This is a genomic window from Paenibacillus popilliae ATCC 14706 (assembly GCF_000315235.1).
GTDB lineage: Bacteria > Bacillota > Bacilli > Paenibacillales > Paenibacillaceae > Paenibacillus_B > Paenibacillus_B popilliae.
Genome location: NZ_BALG01000256.1, coordinates 44,436 through 70,157, shown reverse-complemented (window position 1 = coordinate 70,157; position 25,722 = coordinate 44,436). Strand labels below are relative to the sequence as shown.

General features: G+C 52.2%; 12 protein-coding genes and 1 pseudogene. 10 read left to right on the top strand and 3 right to left on the bottom strand.

What is annotated here, in order from left to right:
- Positions 1 to 357 precede the first annotated feature (357 nt).
- Positions 358 to 608 (bottom strand): annotated as a pseudogene (locus tag PPOP_RS26030) (helix-turn-helix domain-containing protein); the annotation flags it as partial.
- A 227-nt stretch (positions 609 to 835) separates the two neighbouring features.
- Here PPOP_RS26030 and PPOP_RS15805 point away from each other — a divergent pair.
- Both PPOP_RS15805 and PPOP_RS15800 read left to right on the top strand, forming a co-directional pair.
- Positions 836 to 2,392, top strand: coding sequence for an ABC transporter ATP-binding protein (locus PPOP_RS15805; protein ID WP_052516635.1), 1,557 nt, complete (start codon positions 836 to 838; stop codon positions 2,390 to 2,392).
- Positions 2,393 to 2,746: 354 nt separating this feature from the next.
- A complete protein-coding gene (locus PPOP_RS15800; RefSeq protein WP_042229238.1) occupies positions 2,747 to 4,072 on the top strand; it encodes an ABC transporter substrate-binding protein in 1,326 nt (441 codons plus the stop codon).
- Between the two features lie 73 nt (positions 4,073 to 4,145).
- On the opposite strand, the gene PPOP_RS15795 is transcribed toward PPOP_RS15800, so the two are convergent.
- Complete coding sequence (locus PPOP_RS15795) at positions 4,146 to 4,901, bottom strand: thioesterase II family protein (RefSeq protein ID WP_006287566.1); 756 nt, start codon at positions 4,899 to 4,901, stop codon at positions 4,146 to 4,148.
- Positions 4,902 to 4,923: 22 nt separating this feature from the next.
- Positions 4,924 to 5,913, bottom strand: a complete 990-nt coding sequence (locus tag PPOP_RS15790) for a helix-turn-helix domain-containing protein (RefSeq protein ID WP_006287565.1) — start codon at positions 5,911 to 5,913, stop codon at positions 4,924 to 4,926.
- Between the two features lie 224 nt (positions 5,914 to 6,137).
- On the opposite strand from PPOP_RS15790, the gene PPOP_RS15785 reads away from it, so the two are divergent.
- Genes PPOP_RS15785 through PPOP_RS15750 form a run of 8 tightly spaced genes read left to right on the top strand, consistent with a single transcriptional unit; the run spans position 6,138 to position 25,722 of the window.
- Entirely contained in the window at positions 6,138 to 6,761 is a 624-nt protein-coding gene (locus tag PPOP_RS15785) for an MptD family putative ECF transporter S component (protein WP_006287564.1), read from the top strand.
- Positions 6,761 to 7,432, top strand: coding sequence for an energy-coupling factor transporter transmembrane component T family protein (locus tag PPOP_RS15780; protein WP_042229235.1), 672 nt, complete (start codon positions 6,761 to 6,763; stop codon positions 7,430 to 7,432). The genes PPOP_RS15785 and PPOP_RS15780 overlap by 1 nt, the downstream gene beginning before the upstream one ends.
- Complete coding sequence (locus tag PPOP_RS15775; RefSeq protein ID WP_006287562.1) at positions 7,433 to 8,863, top strand: ABC transporter ATP-binding protein; 1,431 nt, start codon at positions 7,433 to 7,435, stop codon at positions 8,861 to 8,863.
- Complete coding sequence (locus tag PPOP_RS15770; RefSeq protein ID WP_006287561.1) at positions 8,860 to 10,677, top strand: ABC transporter ATP-binding protein; 1,818 nt, start codon at positions 8,860 to 8,862, stop codon at positions 10,675 to 10,677. The genes PPOP_RS15775 and PPOP_RS15770 overlap by 4 nt, the downstream gene beginning before the upstream one ends.
- Complete coding sequence (locus PPOP_RS15765) at positions 10,674 to 12,446, top strand: ABC transporter ATP-binding protein (RefSeq protein ID WP_148277976.1); 1,773 nt, start codon at positions 10,674 to 10,676, stop codon at positions 12,444 to 12,446. The genes PPOP_RS15770 and PPOP_RS15765 overlap by 4 nt, the downstream gene beginning before the upstream one ends.
- Before the next feature lie 39 nt (positions 12,447 to 12,485).
- Positions 12,486 to 15,482, top strand: coding sequence for a salicylate synthase (locus PPOP_RS25345; RefSeq protein ID WP_006287559.1), 2,997 nt, complete (start codon positions 12,486 to 12,488; stop codon positions 15,480 to 15,482).
- Positions 15,483 to 15,514: 32 nt separating this feature from the next.
- On the top strand, positions 15,515 to 24,580 hold the full coding sequence (locus PPOP_RS15755) for a non-ribosomal peptide synthetase (protein WP_042229232.1): 9,066 nt from the start codon (positions 15,515 to 15,517) through the stop codon (positions 24,578 to 24,580).
- Positions 24,577 to 25,722 (top strand): saccharopine dehydrogenase family protein, encoded by a 1,146-nt coding sequence (locus PPOP_RS15750; RefSeq protein ID WP_234399868.1) that lies wholly within the window; start codon positions 24,577 to 24,579, stop codon positions 25,720 to 25,722. The genes PPOP_RS15755 and PPOP_RS15750 overlap by 4 nt, the downstream gene beginning before the upstream one ends.

Genomic DNA, 25,722 nt, shown 5'->3' with positions numbered 1-25,722 from the left:
TGGAACGGATTCCTTTTTAAGCTTTGGAGGGTTGGCAGGTGCCTCGGTACTTTTGGCTGCAAAATTGAGCATTTTTCACTTGCAAAAAACACCAGTTGGTTGATACCTTAAACGGACGCGTGCGAGCCCACCATCGCAAGATGATCCGCAGGCATTACGACCATCTTGAGTATTTGGAAAAAGAAATTACCGCTTTGGAAGCGGAGATCGAAGACCTGCTTAGCCCATACCAGAAGGAAATCGAACTGCTGGATACGATTCCGGGAGCGCGGCGCGCATTCTTTCGGAAATCGGACCCGACATGTCGGTATTTCCGTCAGAAGGGCACCTTGCTTCCTGGGTCTGCTCAGGAGATCAGGTGGCCTGGAGCTTCTCTTTGATGACCATGGCCAGATCCGGTGTCCACTTTCCTGCGGGAATGGAGGCCTGACGACGCTGGACATCGCTCTCCTGAGATGGCCCCACACGGTAAGTCTCTTGGGCTGCGTTTCGGCGCAGTTCCCGGCTAATGGTGGCATGTCCTTGGCGATGGCTCGGGCACTTTTCCCTTGCTGATGGAGGATTTCTAGCTTGCTTCGCTCGATTATGCTAAGATGAGTATAGCTCATGCTGGATTCTCCTTATGTGAATGGGGTGTGAGAACTTTCATTCTACACGAATCCGGCCATGAGCCCCTTTTTTATTTATTTCCAGTGGGTGTCGCACTTCATATTACAATCCGTCACTAAAAAAGTTAACTGATAGTATTGCAGAAGTTCTTAATGAAGGGAACGCGGTTCATAATTCGCTATTTTGTATAACAGCACAATTTTTTTTGGTTATTGCAGGTCAATTCATGGCAAACCAAAAGACACTCCTCAGGTCGAGATTAGCACAATATGCGAACTATCATATCGATAAATTAATTGCGAACAAGCTTATATCTTTACCATTAATTTTTTTTGAAACAACTGAAAATCATAATTTACTGCAACGTATAAACAGTAATATTGGCAATCGAATTGTTCTGTGTTTTATCTCTATAATGGATGTTATTAAATACATAATCATGTTGTCTGGATACACTTATTTATTATTTACCCTACATTGGCTTCTGGCATTTTTGCTAATCGTCCTTTTAGTTCCTTCTTTTCATGAAATTGCAATAACTTCCCGCAAAAAATATATTCAGGAACATTCACAGCTTCAAAAATTAAGAAGAAGTCAGTATCTATTTAGCTTATTCAGTAGCAAAATGGTTCAAAAGGAATTCAAATTATTTGGTCATGCAAGTTATATATTAAAATTATGGAAAAAAATATTTCTACAGACAACAAATGAACAATATGAGCTAGAGAAATACAGTTTGAAAAGAAATAGTGATATTTTTGCCCTTCATCAAATAGTTAACGCGCTATTTATTGCTGGAATTGTGTTGATTGGTAGACATAAAAATGTAACCATTGGGGATTTTGTAGCCTATTCTCAACTTCTCTCAATGAGTATTAGTTCTATAAAGTTCTTATCTAGTGGAATCGGGACAATAATAAGTCAAGGTTTATATATATCTGACTTAAAAAAATTTATCACTATCCCAGAAAAAAATGTTAAAAAATCATTAGATCTAGGGAAAGTTGTGGATAGTCCGGAGGTAGCAGTATTAAATATATCATTTAAATATCCAAATAGCGATACTTATATTTTAAAAAACATATCCTTTTCAATCTCTCCGGGAGAGATTATCGCTATAGTTGGGGATAATGGTTCAGGAAAGAGCACATTAATAAAATGCTTACTAGGACTGTATTCTGTCCAGGAAGGAAAAATATTAATTGATGGTGTTGACATAGACAATATCCCCGAAAACGAGTTGAGTGAGAAAATGACTGTTTTATTTCAGGATTTTGTAAAGTATGAACTCACCATAAAAGAAAATATTACATTAGCTCACTCAGAAGTTGTCAATCAAACACGGCTGAAGAAAACAATTGATGAAGCCGGTATCTCTGAGATGGTTGATATGTTTTATGAGAGGGAAGATACCGCCTTAGGTCATACTCATGAGAAGGGGAAAGAGTTGTCTGGGGGACAATGGCAGAGACTTGCTCTTGGAAGAGCACTGTATAAAGATGCCCAAATGGTTTTTTTAGACGAGCCAACAGCAGCCTTGGATCCGATTAGTGAGGTAAAACTTATTAATAGCTTTGTAGATATTTGTAAAGAGAAAACAGCAGTTATAATATCACATCGATTAGCAAGTTGTCTTTTTGCAGATAAAATAATTGTTCTTCAAGAAGGAGAAATTAAGGAAATAGGCAATCATCAACAATTATTACTTTTACGAGGCCTATACTATAAAATGTTTCATTCACAAGCTGATAGCTACCATTCAAAAGCCAAGTGCTCCTCATGAAAGGAGGTGATACTATTGGGTGCTCCATCTAATTCCTGTGGTTCAATTGATGAATGCACAAGTAACCCTTGTGGGGACAAAAAAACTAAATACAGACATTATTATGCCTGTTCTCCAATTGAACCTACTGTTACTTGTGTAACATTTGGCTATCCATGTGATGGCAAATGTTCTTATTGCAGTGATTTTCTCCAATCAGACTTTATTTCTTGTTGCTAGCTCTAGCTAAGATAGGGTCACTTAGGTGGCCCTTCTATATTTCAGAAAAATACTTACAGCTTTTTGGAAGCGTGAGTGCTTAATAGATAATAGTAAACAATAAAAGACTATCAGTAAATGGGTGGAGGAATAACCATGAGAAAAGGCATCTTTATTTTCATGATACTCGTGTTCATTTGTTATGGATGCACAAGCAAGCCTCAACAACCACCTCAAGAGGCAATTAGGCTCAAAGTGCTTGCATTTAACTCACAAGTGTTCAATCAAAAGTATGGAAACTTTTTTATTGCTACGCATCCTAACTATAAACTCGAAGTGATCTCATTAAAAGATTTTTTATCCCCTGATCAGAATTATTACCAATCACTCGAAAACGCCATAGCATTAGAACAACCGGATGTGCTATCGATCTCTATGGAACATTATGCAATCTTTAGGGAGAGAAGTAAGTTAAGGCCCCTGAATCATTGGATGAAGAGGGATGGATTCGATATCGAGGGAATTACGCCGGCAATTATCGATTCTCTGCAAAATGAAGCGGGGGATTTGAACGGGTTATCGCCTGTATTTACGGGTTCTGCTTTGTACATAAATAAAAAAATGTTAGCGGAGAGCGGGATCCCCGTTCCAACCGATTCGCTCACATGGGATCAAGTATTCCAGTTGGCTCAACAAGTGAAGCCGGATAATAAGCAAGTCAGACAATATGGATTATATACCAAATACGCAGCCAATCCTTATATGATGGCGCTTTATGTTGGGGAAGGAAGCGGATTGCATTTTTTTAATCATGGAAATGAACATTTCACTTTCGATGCGCCGGGATGGGAAAATGTGTTTCAAAATATTGTGGATTGCTTTCAAGCGCAAGTGTGCTATGACAACCATTCAAAAGCATCGAAACGCTCCATGACAAGAGAAGAGAGCGAAGTAAGAAGCTACCCATTTCTCGCGGGGAATATCGCGCTGGCTGTCGATGATTCAGCGCTGTACAGAATTCTTACAGCAAGTAAAGACAGATATAATGATTTGGAATGGACGGTTGTGCCATCCCCTACAAGTTCTCAATATCCAACAACGGGGAATGGAATTCGTATGGAAGAAATATTTGCGATTCCTGCCGGTGCTAAGCATGCAGACGATGCTTGGGAACTTGTCAAATATATATGTGGTGACGATTACGGGAAACTGCTTCCTCACATCAACCCTGATGACTTGCCCGCAAGAGAGGCCACAGATGAAGAGGGGCTGGCGGAAGTATTTTATAAGCTAGACCATGTGAACAATAATAGGATCAATGGGTTAAGAAGACTTCCCGATCCAGTTTTGAAAAAAATGGAAGAAGTATCCGCGTCCTATATAGCACATATGTTGGAACAGAACATGCCGGTCCGTGATGCGCTTCATCAGATGCAGCATGCCTTGCAGACGGCTTGGGATAACAGCACAAATCCCGGGTAACTGTATGCCCGTGCTCACTTGCGCAAACAAGTTATTGCATCACGTCTACGCCGGTGCGGCAATATCCTGGCGCTTACTCCATATGTTGAAGGATCAGCTGTGAAATGGCTCGCAAGAGAACGTCCCTTTGCGCTTTTAGAAAAAAATGATCCCCTTCAATCATGTCGAGCCTAAAATCGCCGCTTGTAAAGCTTGCCCATGCTTCCATCTCTTTTCGATGTGCCTCCGGATCCGTGGTCCCGCCGAAGGCCGAAATCGGACAATCCAGCGGCGCTTCCGCCGCATAGACATAGGTCTCGTCGACGGTAAAGTCTGCGCGCAACACCGGAATAAAGAGTTCCATAAGCTCTTTGGATTGCAGCAAGGCCTCGGGCGTGCCTGAAAATCGGCGCAGTTCCTTGACAAATTCCTCATCGGGCAAATGATGAAGCGGCTTTGATTCCGGAAGGTGTGGAGCGCGGCTTCCGGAAACGATCAGGTGGCAAGGCTGAATATTCCATTTTCTTCGCAGATGTCGCGCAAGCTCGAACGCGATGCGCGCGCCCAGGCTGTGTCCGTACAAGATAAATGGGCGCCGCACAAAGGGGGAAATCGCTTCGGAAATGGCATCGACCAACGCTTTCATGTCGCAGATAGGCGGTTCTGTTATCCGGTTTTCCCTGCCCGGAAGCTGTATCGGGTACACACCCGCATCAATGGGCAACGCCTCGCGCCATCCCCGATAAATGTAGGCACCTCCGCCTGCATAGGGGAAGCAGAACAGGCGAATTTTGTCTTTTGCCTGCGGACAGGCAAGCAACCAGGGGGTAACGGTATGATTCGTTTTCATTACATTCTCCTCTATATTTTCCTCAGCTTTTTGATACCGACACCTTTGTTTTGGAAAGCTTCCGGTATTCATTGGGTGTTAACCCGGTATTTTTTCTGAACAACTCACAGAAGCGGCTGGTATTTTTATAGCCGACGATGTGAGCGATCTGATTGACGTACAGTTCCGAGTTCGCAAGGAGATGCTCGGCGTGACTCATTCTCTTATTCTGGATATACTCGGTAATCGTGCATTGGTAAGCCCGTTTAAACGTATATTTCAGCTTGGTTATTCCCATACAGGCGATACGGGCAAGCTGTTCCAAGTTCAACTCGCAAGTGAAGCGATCGTTTATGTATCTGATCACGGAGGCCAAGCTGTCCAGATCTTGACCGGACAAGCTCTTCGTTGCATAGGTCGGTCTTTCTGGCTTTGTTTTCCCGACGATAAGAGACAAGGCCTCCTTAACCTTCCCCTCATAAAATAGCTTTGCGGCTATGCCCGATCCCCGATAACTCCGGATTTGCCTCATTATAAATACCAATTCTGGAAAATCCCCTTCCCCGTCGACATTGATAATAGCCGATCGAAGATCACGGCATTCTTCCGGATAATTGCTTCTTAAATCATCTTCGAAGTACTCCGGGATAATCACAATTCCCGTGGAGCGAATGGGAATGTTTTTATGATAGACAGCTTGATATACATTGCCATAACCGATATGTCCGTTGATACGGTTGCACGTTAGTCGTTGGCTTGGCTTCAGTTCTTCGCCGGAAACGGAATCATAGTAGTTGATACTGATATACTCGGGCTGTTGGTATTGCAGAAATAAATCCTCATAAAGGACAAAATCCTGAACATAAACGGAAAATAGACTCTTATGCGAATAGGCCCAGAAGTGTCCGCAGCCTTTCTCGGAGGAGAGCGTATAACAAATGCCTTCGCGACAAAATTGCTCATTCCCGTCATCCGGGTAGAACCCGTTTGCCGTCAAACAAGGGACAAACACTTCAGTAATAATATCTCTCATTTTACCACCTCCAAATATCACGATTGGACGAAGCGATGACACGATTAGCCGTAAACATCCCAACTGTATTGACGGGTTGTTTCAAGGGAAAGTAAAGTAAACATAGATTACATGATAATGATAATCATAATCAATAGAAATTTTCAATAGAGATAAATCATCGCAACCCTATTACGATGATCACCAATTATCATTTTATTTTAAAAATCGGGAGGAGAATAATCATGCAAACACAAGCACAAGCGCATGTAAAGAACGTTGCAGAAAAAAACGGTTGGAAAATCCGGGATTTCGTTACGCTCGCTATTTTTAATGTTGTCATGATTATCGTCATGACGGCCGCCGCCATGTTTGCCCATCCTATCTCTTATTTGCTTGGCGGGGGGGTGATCGCGTTGATCAATGGTCCTATTTATATGGTGATGTCCAATAAGATAGGCAAGCGCGGGATTTTGTTCTTCAGTGCGCTGATTACGGGCTTATATTTTATAGCGTTCGGCTTTGTGTACTTCCTGATTACGCTGGCTATTGTGGGTCTTCTGTGCGAGCTGGTGATGTGGGGAAGAGACACCTACAGGAATCCTGTCCGCAATGCCGTAGGCTTCGGTTTGTTTTATGCGGGCTATTCCTTCTGCGGCGTCGTACCGCTTATGTTTTTCAAGGATCAATATGTGGCGATTCTGGAGCAAAGTTATTCTCCGGAGCAACTTGCCGCCATGTTGTACTATTACGGTACGCCAAGCCTGGTTCTGATCATGTGCGTCGTTTCTTTCGCGGGCTCGTGTGCCGGTTGCTTGATTGGTAACGCGCTGCTGAAAAAGCATATGAAGAAGGCCAGGTTGGTATAATGCGGCTCGATCCTAGAACTCATCTGCTTATGCTGATATTGGCGAGTGTTCTGATTATGCTCGCGAGCGATACGCTGCACTTGCACCTGTTGGTCGCTTTAAGCGCACTGTATTTGCTTTATAATCGGATGTTTCGGCAGGCGGTTTCTTTTAGTTTGATCTACATCGCGTTAACAGCCGTTCTGTCTGTTATGCCCGGTCTTTCGCCAGCATTGGGGATCATTGTTTTCACCTTTATCAGAATGATGCCGCTCGTCATGATCTCGGCAGCGCTGATAAGCTCACCTCCAAGCCGCATCATGTGCGCCTTGGATAGAGCGGCCTTCCCGAAGCCGGTGTTGGTTATGGTTTGCATCCTCGTTCGCTTTTTTTCCGTGTTGATGATGGAATTCAAAGCGATCCATGGAGGCATCCGAGCGAGAGGCATTTTCCCGCATTGGCACAGCCCCCTGCGGAATCCCGCTTTTGTCTACGAATGTTACTTCGTGCCGCTCATCGTCCGGTGTCTGAAGCTGTCGTCGGAGCTCGCTTCATCTGCTGAGCTGCGGGGGATTGAGTGCGGCTCCAGCAGAACCTCCATCCATCCGGTCGGATTGCGAGTGGCGGACGGCATCGCAGCGGGTCTTTATGTCCTATTGGGGACAGCCGTTTATTGGGGGGATTTTAACTAGATGATTGTGTTGAACGACGTGACCTTCTACTATGGCCATGAAGACGGAGCAGCGGGGGACAACACCGGGTTGCATCATGTCAGCTTGTCCGTGAAGGCCGGACAATGCGTCGTGCTGTGCGGCCGCTCAGGCAGTGGCAAAAGCACGATTTTGCGTCTTGTGAGCGGGCTTGCTCCCGGTTTTTATCCCGGGAGCCTAGCCGGAGAAGTGCTTGTCGGAGGCAAGGCTCCTTCCTCCCTCTTGCCGGAGGAGCGCACCAAATGGATCGGCGTCGTATTCCAGGATCCGCGAAGCCAGTTTTTTATGGACAACGTTCGGGACGAACTGGCGTTTTCGGCCGAGAACCTCGGGCTGGCGCCGGATGAGGTGATCGATCGGATTGAGAAGCAAGCGGAGTTGCTCGGTATCTCGCACTTGCTGGAGCGCAAGCTCAGCATGCTGTCGAGCGGACAGAAGCAACGAGTAGCTATCGCGGCTGCATCCGTTCTATCGCCGCCGCTGCTGATCCTGGATGAGCCGACCGCCAATCTGGATGAACAAGCGACGCAACACGTTGTGGAAATATTAGAAATGCTTAAAGCGAACGGAACGACGCTAATCATTAGCGAGCACCGGCTACATTCGCTGCTGCCCGTGGCGGATCGCTTTGTCTGCATGGATCAAGGCAGCATTGCCTGCCAATGGACGAAGGATGAATTTGCACGTCTTGCCTACGAAGATGTTCGCCCTTACGGCCTGCGCCATCCGGACATGGTTCAGGACGCAGGAACGCGTCGCTTCACAGTCGTCCCGGCGGAACAAGCTCTTCAGGGGAAAAATCTTGCTTATCGTTATCAACGAAACGGGGATGGGATAAACGGGATCGACATCACGCTTCCTATGGGGAGCGTGACCGCGCTCACGGGAGAAAATGGAGCAGGCAAGACCACATTGGGCAAAATTTTAAGCGGTTTACTTCGCCAGCGCGAGGGAACGATTTTCAGCCGGAGAATCCCCTTGTCGGCAAGCCGAAGACGTGCCATGAGCTATCTGGTCATGCAGGACGCGGACTATCAACTCTATACCGACAGCGTGGGAGGCGAACTCGTGTTGAGCAGGCGTCTGGATGAAGCGCTTCGCTTCAAGGCCTATGAAGCATTGGATGCGTTTGGCTTGCGAGCGCTGAAGGATAGACACCCCGCGTCGTTGTCTGGGGGAGAAAAGCAACGGGTTACGATGGCCGCTGCATATTGCTCGGACGCAGAGTTGATTGTGCTGGACGAACCGACCAGCGGGCTTGACGGCGAGGGCGTTCTCCATGTGGCCGCCTGGGTGAGCAAGCTTGCCTGTGCAGGAAAAACGGTCGTCATCATTACGCACGACCGGATTTTGACAGAGCTTGCCTGTGACCATACGGTAGAAATGAAGAGAAGGGAAGGACGGCCGCTTTGAGAGAACAAAAAAAACAAGGAATTGCCAGGCTTCTGGAGCTTGCGGGCGAAAAGAAGTCGCTGCTTGTATGGTCGGGCATTTTGTCTGTGGGAAGCGTTGTAATGATGCTGGTTCCGTATCTCGCCGTGTACTTTGTCATGGCCGAGCTGCTTCGCCACGCGTCGGATATTTCCGACGTGAACGCCCCCTTCGTCATCCGCTGGGCTGTGTTGGGCGCCGCCGGAATGGCAGTCGGTTATTTCCTGATGTATGTTGGAGGGATGTGTTCGCATATTGCCGCATTTCGCATTCTTTACGGCATCCGCGTCAAGCTGTCCGAGCATATCGGAAGGCTCCCGCTCGGCTACTTCAACTATAACGCCACGGGGAAAATCAAAAAAAATGTGGAGCTGGATGTGGAGCGAATCGAACAGTTTATCGCCCATCAATTGCCCGATCTAATCAGTACGGCGGTCATGATTGCGGCGATGGTGGTCACGATGTTCTCCTTGAATGTCTGGTTTGCCTTGGCTTGCGTCATTCCGATGCTGATCGGTTTTGCCTGCCAGTTCTCAATGATGGCCGGCCAAAAAGCGAAGGCGGGCTTGAAAGAGTATTTCGACGCGCTGGAAAACATCAATACGTCAGCCATCCAGTATGTGAGGGGTATGCCGTCCATCAAAATTTTCGGACAAACTGTCCGCTCGTTTCGAAAATTCAATGACGATATTATCCGTTACCGCGATTTCAGTCTCAAGTATACCGATAATTTCCAGAACGGATATGTGTCCTTTAAAGTCATTCTTCTATCGCTAGTCACCTTTTTCTTGCCGATGGGACTGTTTTTCATAAGCGGAGATCCCGACAACGCGGCTTTTGCCGTAACCTTGATGTTTTTCCTTGTGCTGGCGCCAGGGATCTCTACGCCGATATTCAAACTCAACAGCCTTGCCTCCACCCTGATCGTCATTGTTGAGGGTGTCAGACGCATCGACGGGATCTTGGCCGAACAGGCGATCCCGGAGCCCGCACTCTCCCGGAAGCCGTCGTTCTACGATGTTCAGTTCCATGAGGTCTCCTTTTCGTATGATGGACCACACGGCGTAGATGTGCTGCATGACATCAGCTTTACGGCCCGGCAAGGCGAGATTACGGCGCTGGTGGGGCCGTCCGGCTCGGGAAAATCGACCGTCGCCCAGCTGATCCCCCGCTTTTGGGACGTGCGGCAAGGAAGCATTACCATCGGTGGCGTCGACATTCGGGACATGACAACAAGCGATCTGATGGACGCCATGTCTTTCGTGTTCCAGGATACGTTTTTGTTTTCAGACACCGTCTACAACAACATTGCGGCAGGCAGGCCGACTGCGACCCGGGAGGAAGTGTACGCGGCGGCTAGGGCGGCGCAATGTCACCCGTTTATTGAACAGTTGCCACACGGCTACGATACGCTTATCGGCGAAGGCGGGGTCTATCTGTCTGGAGGAGAAGAGCAGCGGGTTTCGGTGGCAAGAGCCATTTTGAAAAACGCGCCGATCCTTGTACTGGACGAGGCGACCGCTTATGCTGATCCGGAAAACGAGTATCACATGCAGCTCGCGCTGCGGGAACTGATTAAGGGTAAAACGGTGCTGATCATCGCCCACCGCTTGACGACGATCTGCGAAGCGGAACAAATCATCGTGTTGAACGATGGCCGCATCAACGATTCCGGCACGCACCATGAGCTTATTGCTCGAGGCGGCTTGTACCACATCATGTGGGACGCCTACATGATGTCCGTGCAATGGCAGATCGATCATGTACAGGAGAAAGAGGGGGCGATGGCACGATGATGGAGCGGCTATACAATATTACCGCGGGCCACCCGAAAAAAATGCGAAAGCCCATTCTGTGGGCGGTGTTGGCCAATCTAGCCAATCTATTTCCGGTAGGGTGCGTCACCGTGGCGGTCAGCATCATTTACGCTTTTTACGCTGGTTGGCAGCCGGATCTGAATATGCACATCTTGTGGCTTGCCTGGGGAGGCATGGTGTTATTTGTCCCCTTGGTGTTTGCGGCCGAGGTGAAGTCTTACCGCGCCACTTACCGCGGCGCGTATGAGTCCTCTGCCGAGGGACGAACCCAGCTGGCCGATCATGTCCGCAAGCTTCCGCTCGGATTTCTCATGCGGAAAGACACGGGAGAGCTTGGCCATAGGATGATGAATGATTTTACCCAGACCGAAACTGCGGTGACCCATGTTTTTCCTCAGCTTGTCAGCGGCGTGATCATCCCCGTCCTCGCTTTTTGCGGGCTGATTTTTATCGACTGGCGAATGACGGTGGCCATGTTCGCGGGATTGCCCGTATCGCTGCTGATCCTGTGGGGCATTTCCCGTCTGGAACGGCAACTCGGCCAACGTCATGCCGAAGCGAAAATCATGCAGTCGAACCGTTTGCAGGAATATTTGCTCGGTATGAAAGTCATTAAAGCTTACAATCTGCGCGGTGCAAACTTTAAAAAACTGGAGCGAGCCTTTTATCGTTACATGAAAGAAAGCATCAAGCTAGAGGGTGCGCTCGGCCCCTTTTTCCTGGTCGCCATCGCCTTTATGGAATCTGGGCTATCCCTGATTACGATGACAGGCGTCTATCTCATCCTCGGCGGAGAAATTTCGGTGCCTTTGTTCGCCATGTTTTTGCTGGTCGGCACCCGTCTCTTTGATCCGCTGTCGGCTGCGATTATGCGTTTGCCCGAGTTTAAGTATCACGCCATGGCAGGGGAACGCATTGTAAACCTGATTCATCAGCCCGTGATGGCAGGGGAGAAGGAACCGCCGGAGAACCATCATATCCAGTTTGAGAAGGTGACCTTCGGTTACGGCAACCACATTGTACTGGATCAAATTTCGGCAGAGATGAAGGAAGGGACGCTTACGGCGATTGTCGGCCCGTCGGGAAGCGGGAAAAGCACGATGCTTCGCCTGATCGTGCGCTTTTACGACCCGCAGCAAGGGAAAGTGCTGTTCGGCGGCAATGACGAACGCGAGATGGATCCGGAAAAGCTGATGAAAAAAATATCTATGGTGTTTCAGGATGTATACCTGTTTCAGGATACGATCCGCAATAACATCCGCTATGGCCGGGAGGACGCTTCGCAAGAGGAGATTGAGGCGGCCGCCAGGGAAGCCTGCTGCCATGAATTCATCATGAAGCTGCCGCAAGGCTACGATACGATGGTCGGTGAAGGAGGTTCCACGCTATCGGGCGGCGAGAAGCAGCGCATTTCGATTGCCAGAGCGATGCTCAAAAACGCGCCCGTCATTTTGCTGGACGAAGCGACTTCCTCGCTCGACCCGGAGAACGAGGCGGAAATGCAGAAGGCGATCGGACGACTTATCAAGGGACGCACCGTCATCATGATCGCCCATCGTCTGAGAACGGTCGTCAAGGCAGACAACATCATCGTGCTGGACAAAGGCCAAATCGTAGCCCAGGGACGACATGAGGAACTGCTGCAGACAAGCGGCCTTTACTCCAAACTGTGGGAACTGCAGACCAGAACAAGCGGATGGAAAATTTCCGTTGTAGGGGGGGAGCATCCCATGGAGAGCACCCGCTAAATAGGTGAACCACTGTACACAAGACGAGGAGTGGATCGAATGTTGAAAAATAAGGAATGGGTTGATCGCTTGGCAAGTCAATACGAACAGCTTGGTTTTGGGGAGCCGTTGACGCTGGGGCAACAATTGAAAATATGGGCCGAAGCTTATCGCGACAGCGTTGCGCTTGTCGAAGACAACGCCAGACTTACCTACAAGGAGCTTGACCGCAAAGCCGATGAACTGGCTTCCGGTTTTTACGATATGGGCATTAAGAAAGGCGATCATGTGGTTGTACAGTTGCCGAACCGCATCTCTTTCGTCGTCGCCTGCTTTGCCCTGTTTCGCATCGGAGCCGTGCCGATTCTCGCATTGCCCGTCCATAGGGAGACGGAGCTGGACGGTATTTTTCATCTCGCGAAACCGGTCGCGTACATCATTCCCGATGAGTTTCTCGGTTTCAACTACAAACCATTGGCCGATCGAATGGTTCAAAGGCATCCTTCCGTCCGCTTGGTCATTACCGACGGTGAAAGCGAAGGCGGCCTTCGCCTTGCCGATAGCGGCATGCCGCTAGCCGAGCTGGAATCCCCTTCCTGCCGGGATACCGCTCTCTTGCTCTTATCCGGCGGAACAACCGGCATACCGAAGCTGATTCCGCGGACGCACGCCGATTACGCGTATAATGCCAAAGCGGCCGCGACGCGCTGCAAACTGAATCAGCAAAGCGCCTATCTTGCCGTTCTTCCGATTGCCCATAATTTTCCTCTGTGCTGCCCTGGCATCCTAGGAACGTTGTCGGCTGGCGGCAAGGTGGTCATGTGCAACACGACAAGCTGCGACGAAGCTTTTCCGCTGATTGAGAAAGAGAAGGTGACCATTACCGCGCTTGTGCCCGCCCTCGTCCATCTGTGGCTTGAGGTTCTCGAGTGGGACCATTCCAGCGACATCTCAAGTCTTGAAGTCCTCCAGGTGGGAGGGGCGATGGTGGAGGAAACGCTCGCGAAGCGCATCACTTCGGAGATGAAGTGCAAGCTTCAGCAAGTTTTCGGCATGGCGGAAGGTCTCATTTGCTGCACCTCCCTTGATGATCCCGATCACCTCATTCATCGCTGCCAAGGACGTCCGCTATCGGACGATGATGAAATCAAATTGGTTGACGAAGACGGCAACGAAGTTCCGCAAGGCGAATTCGGTGAGCTGCTGGTGAGAGGGCCTTATACGATCAGCGGGTACTATCGGGCGCCCGAACAGAATCGGGAAGCCTTTACGCCCGACGGGTTTTACCGCTCCGGGGACAGGGCGAGAATTACGGCGGACGGCAATATCCAGGTTGGTGGACGCATGAAAGAGCAAATCAATCGGGCAGGCGAAAAAATCGTGCCGGCTGAAGTCGAGTCTTGGCTGCTAGCACACCCGGATATCAAAGACGCCGTCTTGATCGGCCTTCCCGATGACAGGCTGGGAGAAAGAAGCTGCGCCTGTTTGCTGACCGAAGGCAAAGCGATCGATTTGGCCGAGATCCACCGTTTTCTTCAGGATAGGAGCGTTGCGCGCTATAAAATGCCCGATCAAATCGAATGTTTTGATGCTTGGCCGCTGACCAGCGTCGGCAAAATCAACAAAGCGAAATTGAAAGAGCTGGCTGCAGGTTCGGCGCGCAAGGCAGAAGACAGTCGGGCAGCCTACTTGGAAGAAACGCTCGCTTTCAAGGGTGATGCTCATCTGGCTGCGGCACAAGTGATCGAGTCCGGTTGGTTTGACAACTATCTCCTGTACGAAAACGGGGACGAATTGTCTGTGGGCCTGGGCATCCACGCCCTGTTCACCGTCGATCCCGAGTACACGACAGTGACAACAGCCACAGACACGCTGCAATTTGTAAACCAGACATTAAGTGAGAACATGGAGAAGGCCTTCTCGTCGGTTTCAGTTCAGGACTGGCGCGCTTACGGAATCGCCAATTTCGGACTGTCCCGTTATCATTGCGGACTGCCGCTATTGTCCGAGGATGCGTGCCTGCTGAAGCTGTTTATCCCTAAGGTTGAAATAAGGTTTGAGAAAGGCGCGATCCTGCTGCGAGCTTTGGATAAGGGGCAGTTCGAAGAGGTTAGAACACGGCTGGGGGAGATAGCGAATCACGCGCAAGACCAGCGCATAGCAAACCGTTTTGCGGGCAGCGCCAACCAGGCAGAGCTGGAGTTCCCGGAGGTAAACACGCATCATGCCGAAGCCTACATGAAGGGGGTGGAGGCTGCCGTGAAAGAGATTCGAGAGCGCAAATATCAAAAAGTGATCTTATCCAGAAAAATCCCGCTCCATCAGGAGCTTGATATGGTGGCCACCTATATGGGGGGAAGAAAAGTCAACACGCCCGCGCGATCGTTTCTGCTGTGCCTTGACGGCTTGCATGCGGCCGGGTTCAGTCCTGAAACGCTTGTCGAAGTCGACGGTCACGGTTGGGTGAGTACGTTCCCGCTAGCGGGAACGCGTTCCATGGGATGCGGCGAAGAAGAGGAACACAGGCTCAAAGAGGAATTGCTGAACGATCCAAAAGAAATTGCGGAACATGCCGTTTCCGTCAGGCTGGCGCATGAAGAGATGAGGCGAATTTGCGAGGCCGGGACCCTTACCGTACATGATTTTATGTCGGTGGTCAGCAGGGGAACGGTTCAGCATATCGCTTCGAGGTTAAAAGGGAAGCTGAAACCCGGTTGCCATGCATGGCACGCGTTACATGCCCTGTTCCCTGCGGTTACGGCTTCCGGCATTCCCAAAAAAGAGTCCATCGATGCCATAGGAAGATTCGAGTCAGAGCCCCGAAATCTTTACAGCGGCTGTGTAATGACTTATGACAGCAACGGCGTCATGGATGCCGCCCTTGTACTGCGGACGATTTTTCAGAAAGAGAAGATCGCATGGCTTCAAGCCGGAGCAGGCATCGTGGAGATGTCCGTACCGTCCAGAGAACTGGAAGAGACGCGCGAAAAATTAAGCAGTTTTTCCAGGCAGTTGATTGTCCGCAGTGTAAAACAGGAAACGGGTGCGAGCGTATAAGCTTCAATTAGGAGGAGAAAGGGGAATCTGTGATGAATCAATCTTTGCTCCATATTTCTGCGATAAGCTTGGAACAATTGCGGATGCAAATCAAGCGCATGCTGCCCACACCGGTCGAGTTTGACGACGATCAAAACTTGATCGAGCTTGGGATGGATTCCCTGCAAATGATGAGACTGGTCAACCATTGGCGGCGGGCCGGCTCGACAATTACATTTGCCGAACTGATCGCCGCGCCGCGCCTAAGTGACTGGTGGCCCTTACTGCAACAAAGCAATCATGAAGTGCCGCCAGCGAAGAAGCGCGTAAAGGCGGCCGAAGTTCGTGAGCCCGAGAACGGACCTTTCCCGCTTACCGATGTGCAATATGCCTATTGGATCGGACGGCGCGACGATCAGCCTCTGGGCGGAGTCGGGTGTCACGCGTATTTGGAGCTTGACGGCCAAGGTGTCGATCCTCAGCGGCTGGAATCGGCCTGGGAACAATTGCTTGCGCATCATGCTATGCTTCGGGCCCGATTTTTGGCGGATGGACGGCAGGAGGTGCTGGATGATCCTGTTATCAACACGCTGGCCGTACACGATTGGCGCTACTGTCCGGAGGACGAGCTTGCACGCGAGTTGACGCGTATTCGCGACCGGTTGTCGCATCGGCGGTTGGATGTGGAGAAGGGGGAGGTTGCCGGGATCGAGCTCAGCTTGCTGCCGGGAGGCCGTACCCGCCTTCATTTCGATATTGATTTGCTTGTTGCCGACGTGCAAAGCGTGAGTATTATGTTACGGGACTTGGCTGCTGCCTATGCCTGCGGTTCCAAGCCTGCGGCGCCGGGAGACTGGAGTTTTGCCGAATATTTGCGCCGGGAAGCGTCGAGGCGAGCAGAAGAACAAGAAAGAGCCGCTAAATATTGGAGCGAACGTTTGCCAACGCTCCCGGCCGCCCCCGATTTGCCATTGCAGGTAAGGCCGGCAACGGTAACATCGCCTGTCTTTACGAGAAGAAGCTATGTTGTGCATCAAGCGGACTGGGAGCTTTTGCAACAACGGGCCGCAGCTTGCCAAGTGACGCCGGCGATGGTGCTGTTAACTGCTTATGCTGAAGTGCTTGATCGATGGAGCGCCAATTCGCAATTCCTCATTAACGTCCCGCTGTTTGACCGACAGACCGGGGAAGCAGGAATTGACGATGTCGTCGCTGATTTTACCAATCTGCTGTTGCTCGCGGTCGACTGCGGTTCCCGGCAATCCTTTGTGGAACGGGTGCGAAGCGTCCAGGCGCAATTTCATCAGGATGTGGCCCATGCGGCCTATTCCGGCGTGCAGCTTCAACGCGATCTGGCCCGGGTCCGCCAAGGGGAACGGGATATTGCGCCAGTCGTATTCGCATGTAATTTGGGCACTCCCCTCATCGGCGACGAATGCCGTCGCGCATTGGGAGAACTTGTTTATATGATCTCGCAGACACCCCAGGTATGGCTTGACTTTCAAATATACGAACAGGAAGGGGGCTTGTTACTAGCTTGGGATGCCGTCGACTCCTTGTTCCCCGACGGCATGATTGAACAGATGTTGGCTGCGTACGCCGAATTGATCGAATGGCTGGCGGAGGATCACAACGACTGGCAAGCTTCGCCGGATGTGCTGTGGGCTGGGAAGCCGCCAAGACAAGAGCATCGTGTTGAAGAGTTGCTTCCACAGCAGACCCAATGCCTGCACGCTTCCTTTTTTGAACTTGCTGCAGCGAATCCTGGACAACCCGCGCTGATAGACAGCCGTTCGCATACGTTCTGTTCGTACGGCGAACTGTCCGACTACGCATTGCGGGTGGCGGCAGTCCTCATAGAAAAGGGGGTAAGGGAGGGTGAGCCTGTCGCCGTCACGCTGCCGCGCGGGATGGAACAAATCGCCGCCGTGCTCGGCATAATGGCCGCCGGGGCATGCTATGTGCCGATCGGCGTCGATCAGCCCGCCGCCCGCCGCGACAGGATTCATCAGCAAGCGGGAATCCGTTATGTGCTTACCGATCATGAGCTTGTTGACGCCGTGGAATGGCCGGCCGCTGCCATCGTGCAATCGATCGCCGCTGCGGAGAACGCCATTCCGCTAACGGAACCGGTTTACCTATCTCCGGAGCGTCTGGCCTACGTCATCTTTACTTCAGGCTCCACAGGAGAACCGAAAGGGGTAGAAATCAGTCATTCCGGGGCATGGAACACCGTGTCGGACATCAACCGGCGCTATCAAGTCGGTCCAACCGATAGGATGTTGGCCGTTTCATCCCTCGATTTCGACCTTTCCGTTTACGATATTTTCGGGCTGCTGAGCGTTGGAGGCTCGCTGGTGCTGCTATCGGAAGAGACGCGCCGGGATGCGGCCGATTGGTTGGTTCTGCTGAACAAGTATCAGGTCACGATCTGGAATTCCGTCCCTGTTCTGCTCGATATGCTGTTGGTGGCTGCCGAGAGCGGACGGCAAACCCTGTCGTCACTGCGTCTCGTGATGCTGTCCGGCGATTGGATCGGCCTGGAGCTGCCGCCGCGGCTGAACAAAGTGGCCGAACACAGTCGCCTCGTCGCCTTGGGGGGAGCCACGGAAGCTTCCATCTGGTCCAACTGTTTTGATATTTCGTTGCCGTTGCCTGCGCATTGGACGTCGATTCCGTACGGCCGCCCGCTGTCCGGCCAGACGTATCGGATAGTGGATGACAAGGGAAGGGATTGTCCCTACTGGGTAGCCGGAGAGCTGTGGATCGGCGGAGCCGGCGTAGCTCAAGGATATCGGGGAGATTCCCGGCTGAGCGCGGAGCGTTTTGTCGAATGGAACGAATCCCGTTGGTATCGAACAGGCGATCAGGGCCGTTATTGGCCGGATGGCAATATTGAGTTTTTAGGCAGAAAAGACTTCCAGGTCAAAATCAGGGGACACCGCATTGAGCTTGGCGAGATTGAAACGGCGTTGAAGCGGCACCCGGGCGTACGCGACGCTGTCGTCGTGGCGGCCGGCGATCCACGGGGAACGAGGCAGCTCGTGGGCTATGTGGTTCCCGACTCGGAAAACGATTCGTCCTTATTTGAAATCGACAGCGCTGATCCAGAGAAGGTCAACACCTTCTGGAATGTTTTGGTGGACACGGGTCGAAAACAGTCCCGGGAAGGGCTGCCACAAAAGCTTGCGCCCGAGCAGTTTCCTGAATTTTGGGATTTTATAGAACGCGTGAGTGGATGTCAAATGGGCCTAGCGCTTAGAAAAATGGGCGTTTTTCTCCAGCCAGAGGAGAAGCACACGCTCGAGTCGTTACTGCACCATGGTGGCATTCAGCCTCGTTATCGGGAACTGGTGCGTCAGTGGCTTGACACACTGGTAGGCGAAGGGGTGTTAATGAAGGACGAAACGGGCGCCTGGATCAGCACGCGAAGGCTGCCGACAGACCTGTCCGCAACAGGGCCGGAAAACAAGGCTTTCTCCGGATGGGATACATATTCGCCACGTCTTTTGCGGTATTTGCGGCAGATCGGTCAGTTCGATGCCCGCTTGTTGAAGGGCGATGTCGACCCGCTCGAGCTGTTCTTCTCTAGTGATCACGCCTTGTCTCCGGACACGTTGATGCGGTCTCTGCCGGGCTTCGACTATCGACACGGCATCGCCAGACGACTGCTGGAAGTCACGGTTCAAGCGCGATCCGGACTTCAACCGCTACGGATACTGGAAATAGGCGTAAGAAGCAGCGATCTGAGCAACTTCATGTTGTCGGAACTCACGCCCGACGAGGTCGTCTACACATGCACCGACCCTTCCGCCTACTTTCTCAACTTGGCGGACAACAAAGGGAACCCTAGTTCGTTCATCGAGTACCGGCTGCTGGACATCGACCAACAGCCGCAAGTTCAAGGGTTTCATGCCCATAGCTACGACATCGTGATCGCAGCCGATTCCTTGCATCGCGCCCGGAATATCGGCACAGCTCTGGCGCATGTCCAATCACTTCTGGCACCGGGGGGCCTGCTGTTATTGCTGGAAATGACCCGCAACAGCCGGTTGCAGCAGGTAAGCACCGGTTATCTTGAGGACGGCTTTACCCGTTTCGAAGATGAAAGAACGGAGACACATTTGCCGCTCCTATCGGCGGAGCGATGGCTGCAGCTGTTGAAGTCCGAAACGTTTGCGGAAGCTGCCGCTTTTCCGGAGCAAGACGATCCGGCCAGCATTTATGGACAGCATGTCATCGCAGCCCGGGCGCCGGATCGCGTCACACACTTCAAACCGGCAACGTTAGCTGATGATTTGAGAGGGAACCTGCCCGAATATATGGTTCCTTCGCTGATTCTCCCTGTAGATAAGCTGCCGCTGACGGCAAACGGCAAGGTTGACCGGCAGGCGTTGCCCGTCCCCGCTCACCAGAAATCGGCGACAGGGAAAAAAAACGATACGGCACCGCGTACGCCCATCGAACGGGAGCTTGCGGCGATGTGGAGCCGTCTTCTTCATGTGGAGCCGATCGGGATAACCGATAACTTCTTCGCATTGGGAGGGGATTCCTTGCTTGCGATCAAGCTGGGTGCCATGGCGCGCGACAAGTTTGAGGTCGAGCTTTCATTGGGAACGGTTTTCGAAAGGCCGACCATCGCCCAACTGGCCGAACGTGTGCAGGCGCTTACCCAGGAGAAGGAGCGAAGCAGCGATTTGATGATCCGCTTGCCTGACATCGTTCCGGCTCCGGAAGAGCGAAGCCTTCCTTTTCCGTTGACCGATATTCAGCAAGCCTATTGGGTCGGCCGGAGCGGTGTTTATGCATTGGGCAACGTATCCACACATTGCTATTTCGAGCTTGAGGGGACAGATCTGGATGTGGAGCGGATCAATCGAGCCTGGCAGCGGCTGATCGATCATCACGACATGATGAGGGCGGTCATCTTGCCCGACGGTCAGCGCCAGCAAATCTTGGAGCAGGTGCCGCCCCATCGAATGGCCGTCGCCGATTTGCGGGGGGTGGATTCCGAAGCTGCCGCGGCGGAACTGCATCGGGTTCGGGAGGACATGTCCCACCAGGTGCTATCGATTGGCGAATGGCCTTTGTTCGAGGTGCGGGCGTCGCTTTTTGGAGAGAAACAGGTTCGGCTTCATATCAGCTTCGACAACTTGCTGTTCGATGGTTGGAGCATGTTTCATCTCCTCTGCGAATGGAACCGGCTCTATCATGATCCGGACGCTCGTCTGAACTCCTTGGACTTGTCATTCCGGGATTACGTGTTGGCGCTGGAACGGCTGAAGGAGTCGGATTTATATGAACGTGATCGGGAGTATTGGATGCATCGTCTGTCCGACTTGCCGCCGGCCCCGGAACTGCCCCTGGTGCAACATCCGGAATCGTTGGCCCGGCAGCGGTTCATCCGTGTCGATTCCCGTCTGGATCGCGACACATGGCGGCAGCTCAAGCAGCGGACGGCGGAGGCGGGATTGACTCCTTCGGGCATCCTGCTCGCTGCCTATGCCGAAACGCTCGCGGTGTGGAGCAGGCGGCCCCGGTTTACGATCAATCTGACCCAATTCAATCGGTTGCCGCTCCATCCTGAGGTACAGGAGCTCGTAGGCGATTTTACTTCGCTTACGTTGCTGGCCGTGGATCATGCATCAGGGGCGACTTTTCTGGAGCGGGCCCGGAATGTGCAGCAGCAGCTGTGGCGGGATTTGGATCATCCCTGTGTCGGGGGAGTACAGGTACAGCGTGAACTGGCCAAAAAAACCGGAGCCTATCATGGCGGGGCGATGCCGGTCGTATTTACGAGCGCGCTAGGTGTCGACGAGTTGGGCGGATCCGGTGGCAAGTGGTTGGGCAAGCTTGTCTACAACATTACGCAGACGCCGCAAGTGTGGCTGGATCATCAGGTCGTGGAAGAGGACGGACAATTGCTCCTGATTTGGGACGCTGTAGAGGGACTGTTTCCGCCGGGACTCCTTGACGATATGTTTGCAGCTTATTGTCATTTGCTTCGGCGTCTGGCTGATGAAGAGCCGACATGGCGAATCGAACAGCCGAATCTGGTTGCGGTGCCCCGGCTCGAACGGAGAATCGAGGCGAACCGTACGGATACACCCGTATCCCCGGATACGCTCGACGGTTTATTTGCCAGACAAGCGGTCATGCAACCGGACCATCCGGCTGTGATTTGCTCCGGTCGCACCTTGACCTACGAGGAACTGCGGCTTCGTTCCGATGCGGTAGGAGAGCTGTTGCGGGCCAAAGGGGCCCAGCCCCATTCGTTGGTTGCGGTGATCATGGAGAAAGGCTGGGAACAGATGGTCGGCGTGATCGGCATTCTGAAGTCCGGGGCCGCCTACCTGCCTATCGATCCGTCCCACCCTGAGGAGAGGCGCTTTCAGTTGCTGCGCGACGGCAACGTCGGCGTCGTGCTTACCCAGTCCTGGCTGGACGAGCAGCTTGGCTGGCCCGAAGGGATGGAGCGGTTGCATATCGATCAGATTGCGCCAAGGGAAGGCGATATCGGGCGGCCGAACGGGTCGGGGAACCCGGACGATTTGGCTTACGTCATCTATACCTCTGGTTCGACAGGCGTTCCCAAAGGGGTTATGATCAGCCACCGGGGCGCGGTCAATACGATTCTCGATATGAACAAGCGTTTTTCCGTCGGGCCGGAGGATCGGGTGCTCGCCTTGTCCAACTTGAACTTCGATCTTTCGGTGTATGATATGTTCGGCATGCTGGCGGCGGGAGCCACGGTCGTCATGCCGGAAGCGGAGCGGACAAGAGATCCGGCTTGTTGGCTTGCGTGGATGAGCCGGGAGCATATCACGGTGTGGAACACGGTTCCGGCTTTGATGCAAATGCTGTTGGAGTATGTCTCTGGAAGTGGCGAACCGCTGCCCCCATCTCTGCGCTTGGTGCTGCTCAGCGGCGACTGGATTCCTCTGGACTTGCCGGACCACATCAAGGCTTATGGTAACGGCGTCCAAGTGATCGGTTTGGGAGGGGCTACGGAGGCATCGATCTGGTCGAACCTGTACCCGATTATGGACGTCGACCCGGATTGGAGAAGCATTCCGTATGGACGTCCGCTGACGAATCAGCGCTATTATGTGCTGAATGAATGGATGGGGGACTGCCCCGTCTGGGTGCCTGGCCTGCTGTATATCGGCGGAATCGGGCTGGCCGCAGGCTATTGGAACGACGAAGTCAATACGAACGAAAGGTTTGTTCGGCATCCTCGCACAGGCGAACGGCTCTATCGTACGGGCGATGTGGGGCGTTATTGGCCGAACGGAAATCTCGAGTTTCTCGGACGAGAGGACCTTCAGGTCAAAATCCGGGGCCATCGGATCGAGTTGGGCGAGATTGAAGCGACACTGAAGCGTCATGACGGGGTGAAAGACGCGGCCGTCGGCGTGATAGGTGAAGCGTCCGGCAATAGGCAGTTGGTCGGTTATGTGGTTCCTAGCGATGCCGCAGGCTCGGATTGGTTTGACATCGAGCGCGCAGATGCTGCGAGCTGTGCGGCGCGTTGGCAGGCCATTAGCGCCTCCGGTCAACGGCAGGCGTCGCAGCTCCTGGATGCCGTCGACGTTGAGGCGATTTCGGCTTTTACGGATTATACCGATCGTTTAAGCTTTGCGGTCATTTGCAATACGTTGCACAGCCTAGGCATGTTCGCTCGCGAAGGAGAGGGCATTGCCATTGACGAACGGATGCGCCGTTATCAGCTGCATCCCCGTTACCGGGCACTGATTGGCCACTGGTTGGATGTATTGGTGGAGGAGGGGCTGCTGCACAAAAACGAGGACGGTCTCTTATTGAACCGTTATCCATTACACGCTGTGCAGCCCGACCTGATCGACGGCGAATGTCATCGTTTCCCTGGCATAGCGGATCAAGCGCGGGCGTTATACGAATGTTTTCGTCGCGGGCAAGCGTCGATGATCGGTCTGCTTCGAGGCGAAATCGATCCGCTTGAGCTTTACCTTGCCGAAGCTTCCTTTTTAACGCCGGAAGCGTTGAGCAGGTTCAATCTGGCCCGGGAGTACTACGTCCATCTGGCTCGCGAGATGTTCCAGACGATTGTCAATGCCTATCCCTTGGACAAAGAGCTGCGGGTATTGGAAATCGGAACGAGGGCGGGAGGTTTGGCGGACACGCTGGCGCCGCTTTGTGCGGGCCGGGGAAGGTATATCTATGCCGATGAATCCTCTTTCTTTACCGATCAGGCAAGGAAGCAACAGGGCCAATCGGCACCGATTGAATACCGTCTATTCGACATGAACAAAAAACCGCTTCCGCAAGGATATAAGCCCCACGAATTCGATGTGATTGTTGCAGATAATACACTGCACCGTGCTCGAAATGTGGACACGACACTGGAGCATCTGAAGGAAATGCTGGCGCCCGGCGGATATATAATCTTCATGGAAGCGACCAACAATAACCGGCTGATGCTGACCACGGTCGGATTTTTCGAGGATGGCTTCAGCCATTTTGAAGATGAGAGACAGGAGAGCTGTCTTCCATTGCTTGCGGCGGAAGCATGGCGCAAGGTTCTAATGGAGAAGGGCTTTGCAAAGGTGATGGTGTTGCCGGAAAACGGCCGCGCTGCGGACGTATTCGGCCAGCGCTTGATCGTGGCGCAAGCTCCCGAAGAGGTCGGAAGATTCAAGCTGGCTAAGCTGTCCGACGCCTTGCGGCGCAAGCTGCCTGATTACATGGTGCCGACAACGTATGTGTTGCAGGAGGAACTGCCTTTATCAGCCAACGGGAAGGTGGACAGACAGGCGCTGGCGGCGTTGGCGAAGGCCGGCGAGAGGCCGGCGGACAAGACGCCTGTTGCACCGGCAACCGAGCTTCAGGCCCAGATCGCATGCGTCTGGGAAGAGGTGCTCGGCTGCCAGCAGGTGGGAATCGATGACGATTTTTACGAGCTGGGTGGCGACTCCTTGCGCGCCATCCAATGTATCCAGCTTCTGAAGGATCGATACCGCATCGACTTGTCGCTGCAAAACCTTTTCGAGGCCCCCAATATTGGTATACTTGCCCGGCTTATCGAGACGAAAGCGATAGCGTCGGATCAAGCGGCGGAATATGAAGAGGGCGCAATTTGATTCAAGAAGGAGAGACGGCGGTGGAGAACAACAGGATCGGAATTTTGGGAGCCTCCGGACAAGTAGGCGGCGGAGCGGTGGAAACGATGCTTGCTGCAACCGATTGCCCTGTGGTACTTGGGGGACGAAATCTCGAAAAGTTGCGTGAGCAATACCAGCATGCGGAAGCAAGAATCGACTTCATGTACGTGGATGTGTACGACAGCGATTCGCTTGGCCGCTTTTGCGAAAAATGCGCGATCGTCATCAATTGCGCGGGCCCCTCGAAGCAAATATTGGATCGGGTTGCGGCCGCTTCCATTCGGCATCGCGCTCATTATGTGGATGTCTCAGGAGACGAGCATCTGTACAAGCGATTGTTGAACCGACAGCGGGACATCGAAGAGAAACAGCTGTCGTGTATTGTCTCGGCCGGGGTGTACCCCGGCTTGTCCGAGATCTTCCCGGCTTACATTGCGGAAACCTATTTTGACGATATCGATTCGCTCGAATTGTTTTTTGCGGGCAATGGCGATTTTTCAGTAAACGCGGCGTACGACATCGTCTGCAGCATTCAGGAAGATACCGGACTTGGGATGGCTTACTGCAAAAACGGCGAGACAAGCAGAATCGATCGCCCGTTTCACCGCAGCTACCGAATGCCTTCCCCTGCGGGCGAGCGGGAGGCGTACCCCATCCTGCACTATGAATTTCTGGCGGCTGCCCGAGCCTACCGTTTTACATCGGCCTTGTTTTATAACACCTATGAGGACCCGTCCATCCTGAACAAGTTCGTGATGATCAAAGCGTTGGAGCAGTATAAAACGGAAGAGCAGAAACAGGCTTCCGCCAGGATGCTAGTCGAACAATTCGGCACATATCGGCAACAAGCGAAGGAATACACCATGTTTCATCTGCTCGCCACCGGGTGCAAATCCGGCACGCCGCTGCGGCTGGTGTCAACATTGCTGTACAACAAGGATTGGAATACGCTGTCGGGAATGGTCGCGGCACATGCCGCTAGGCTGGTCATGGAGGACGACAAAAGGGTGCCGGGATGTTATGTTGCGATGGAAGGAATATGTCCGGTAAAAATGATGAATTTGCTGGGTGAGTGGAACGTTGATCTTACTCATACCTTTACGGAAGTTGGGCAGGGGTGA